Genomic DNA, 402 nt, shown 5'->3' with positions numbered 1-402 from the left:
AGAATACGGAAAATATCATCACAACCTCTGCCAGTCATAACAAGATAACAGCCTAGCCCCTGTGGGTTGTCCTCTGTCTTTCTTGCGTCCCCCGATACATAAATATCTCCAATCTGCCAGCGTGCTTGATAAGTCTTGAATTTAATGCTTGCCGGATAGACATTGAAAATATCAGTCGGTAAACCTAAAATGTGCATGATGACATCTTCGGCGGTTGCAGTATCGAATACAATACTGATGTAATCAATCTTAACGGATAAATTTTTGTGTGTAGTTATAGTGCATTACTCCTTTCGTACTTCCCGTTTTTTTGCGGGGTAAAAATCGTGTTTTTTCCTTTATTTATCACAGTTTCTAGGTACTATGACATGTATGCGCAGGGCGGTGTTACATATACGCCCT

1 pseudogene is annotated in these 402 nt (G+C 40.3%); it reads right to left on the bottom strand.

What is annotated here, in order from left to right:
- Positions 1 to 197, bottom strand: a pseudogene (locus tag LI112_RS17930) (replication initiation factor domain-containing protein); the annotation flags it as partial.
- Positions 198 to 402 lie beyond the last annotated feature (205 nt).

Origin of the sequence: Blautia sp. 210820-DFI.6.14, assembly GCF_020558815.1 — a bacterium.
Classification (GTDB): domain Bacteria; phylum Bacillota; class Clostridia; order Lachnospirales; family Lachnospiraceae; genus Blautia_A; species Blautia_A obeum.
Note: the sequence above shows the minus strand (reverse complement) of the source record. Positions and strands in the feature narration are given on the sequence as shown.